This window comes from Macrococcus equipercicus (genome assembly GCF_024205945.1).
GTDB lineage: Bacteria > Bacillota > Bacilli > Staphylococcales > Staphylococcaceae > Macrococcus > Macrococcus equipercicus.
On record NZ_CP073815.1, the window covers coordinates 1 to 2,867 of the forward strand.

The following is a 2,867-nucleotide window of genomic DNA, read 5'->3' on the forward strand; positions in this document are numbered from 1 at the left end:
GCCCGTAAAAAGAGGAGGAAATCTTATGAGTTATTCAATCATCAGAGTTGAAAAAATAAAATCAAAAACGAACACGACAGGGATCCAAAAACATGTGCAGCGTGAGAATAAAAATTATAATAATCCCGATATTGATTTTGAAAAAACGCATTTAAATTTTGATCTATTGAACGAAAAAAACATCAATTTTAGTGAAGTGATTGAGAAAAAAATCGAACAAAATTATAACCAAAAAAGAAAAATTCGTTCAGACGCAGTAAAACATATCGACGGAATTATCACATCAGATGATAAATTTTTTGAGCAGAAATCTGATTCAGAAATTAAAGATTTCTTTAAAAATTCTTTGGAGTTTTTAGAAAAAGAATACGGTAGAGAAAATCTGCTTTATGCGACGGTTCATCTTGATGAAAAAGTGCCGCATATGCACTTTGGATTTGTTCCGTTGACGAAAGACGGTAGATTATCGGCTAAGGAAATGCTTGGGAACAAAAAAGCGATGACAGAGTTTCAAGACCGTTTTAATGATTTTGTAAATGAGCGTGGTTTTCGTATGAATCGTGGCACGTCAAAATTGATTTCAGGCAAGGAAAGAGAAGAAATTAATACTTTTAAACAGATAACGGGCTATCACAAGCAAGATATGGTTTCTAAAGGCCAGGAACTGCAAGATATGAACATAGAGCTAGAAAGAGTGAAAGAGGACTATCAGAACGCTGTAGAGACGCTCAGAGAGCCTGTAAGGATTAATTATGAGGAAGAATACAAGAAAACGGGTCTATTTGGATCTGAGATGGTTAAAACGGGTAATTATATCGTTTCTGCAGAGGATTTTAATCGACTGAGAGAACAGGCGAAGTCTTCACAGCAAGTTTTGAATCGATTTGAGTATATGAATAAATACGATATTTTCGATAAGTTCGAGGAAGAAAGGGATAAAAACATAGATTTGGAGAAGAAAAATGCTGTTCTGAATAAAAAATTATCTGAAGTATCAAGAGACGCTGCAATATTAGCGACTATGATTAGAAAGATTTTTGAAGCAATTGAAAAATTATTAGGGGTTGATATTACTAAAGTAGGCATTGATAAAGGTTTTGATAGAGAAGAAAAACGCTACTTCGATAAAATAAATGAAATTCGTAGACCTGAACAGAAAAAAGATGTAAGCAGAGACAAAGGATTTCACTTGTGATTTTTCTAGTAAAAATGTTTGTAGAGTGATCTTTCAGAACGAAGTGGCGAAAGTTCGCTCTATGAACATTCAAACAAGCGATAGTGCGTTAGGATTTTATGTTTCATTTTGATATTGGTACACCACTATGATACTATTAATACAGAAACATTTAGGAGTGGTCAATGATGACAGACAAAAGAAGATTTACTATTACAATGTCTGATACTGTTCATGGTTATTTGGAGAAAGTTTGTAAAGAGAAAGGCTTAACTAAGTCTGCAATGCTGACAGTTGCTTTAGAAGAATATAGAAGACAGGCAGAGAGAGAAGAAAGAGAGAAAAAAGCATAAAAAAAATCGCCACGGGCATGGCGATTTGATTGAATCAAAAACATATAATCTTAATTAAGAATCGAGGTAATTATATCATGGCAGAAGATGAAAATAAAGCTGTTGAATTAACCGGCCTCTCTAATAGCCGGTTAAGTGTGCAAACTACGACCACCCCCCTACCAAAAATTAGCTTTGACCGTATGACTTTGATAGGTGATCTGAATAAGGATAAATCGCAGTATATGGCTGATTTGCTCGGTAATAGTCCGTTTGTTCATCTGTGGAATTGCTTAACACATAAGTTTGAAGGTCAAATATTTACAGATAAAGTATATATTGAACATGATAGATTTAAAGCTGATGCTTGGGATAGAAGAAATTTTAGGGTTGAATTTAATCCAAATAATTTAAATGATGATGAAATTGATTGGTTAAAGAAAAACATTTTCATCACTCTCGATAATGTTGGATTCACTCGCTTAGATTTGGCTTTTGACTTTGAAGAAGACTTATCCGATTATTTTGTAATGAGTGATAAAGCAGTGAAGAAAAATGTTCATTATGGTTTAGACGGTAAGGTTGAAACGAAATATTTTGGGGCAAGAGATAGTGATAGATATATTAGAATTTATAACAAAAAGCAAGAACGAAAAGATAATGCTGATATCGATTTGTCTTTTGAACATTTATGGCGATTTGAAATTGAGTTGAAAAGAAGTCGTGTTGATGAATGGAATAATTGTTTTGAAGATATGCATATTTTGAAACCTGCATGGACGACAATCGAAAAAATAAATGAGCGTGCTATTATTTGTATGTTGTTATCTCATGAAAACGAATGGGGAAAATTAGCACGTCATACAAAATATAAATATCGAAAATTAATCAAAGAAATATCTGATATTGATTTAACTGATTTGATGAAAATGTCTTTAGAAAAAGTCGAAAATAATTTGCAAAAGCAAATTGATTTTTGGCTTTATTAGTCAATTAAATGTTGATTATAAAACAGAAGAAATAAATCATGAATAAAAAGGAGAAAGAAAATGGCATATACAATTATAATGATTACATCCATATTGTGTTTATTATCGGCATTCACACCATTAGTAGCTTATATGTATAAAAGAAAAAAAGAAAAACAAATAAAAAATTCATAAGAATTTTGAGTAAATTATTGCCCATTTTTTTGGGCGATCTTTTTTGTGCCTGCACAAAAAAGGGTGGTTTTTTGACACGTAGTGCCAATTTTTGCGTCAGCAAAAACAAGTCTCACAGAGCACACGCCTTAATGATTTATTGTAACGAAGTGAAAATAAGTCTAGTGTGTTATACTTTAATAAATAAAAAGTACGCTC

At 32.2% G+C, this 2,867-nt stretch carries 3 protein-coding genes; all 3 read left to right on the forward strand.

The features are described from left to right. The first annotated feature begins 25 nt into the window (after positions 1-25). The 3 genes from mobV to KFV11_RS11635 all read left to right on the forward strand — a co-directional run bounded on the left by mobV (position 26) and on the right by KFV11_RS11635 (position 2,495). Positions 26-1,195 carry a MobV family relaxase gene (mobV, locus tag KFV11_RS11625; RefSeq protein WP_254250650.1) on the forward strand — a complete coding sequence of 390 codons (1,170 nt, stop codon included), beginning with the start codon at positions 26-28 and terminating at the stop codon, positions 1,193-1,195. Positions 1,196-1,359: 164 nt separating this feature from the next. Then, complete coding sequence (locus KFV11_RS11630; protein ID WP_232780306.1) at positions 1,360-1,527, forward strand: CopG family transcriptional regulator; 168 nt, start codon at positions 1,360-1,362, stop codon at positions 1,525-1,527. Positions 1,528-1,604: 77 nt separating this feature from the next. Continuing rightward, positions 1,605-2,495 carry a replication initiation factor domain-containing protein gene (locus tag KFV11_RS11635; protein WP_254250649.1) on the forward strand — a complete coding sequence of 297 codons (891 nt, stop codon included), beginning with the start codon at positions 1,605-1,607 and terminating at the stop codon, positions 2,493-2,495. The last annotated feature ends 372 nt before the right edge of the window (positions 2,496-2,867 follow it).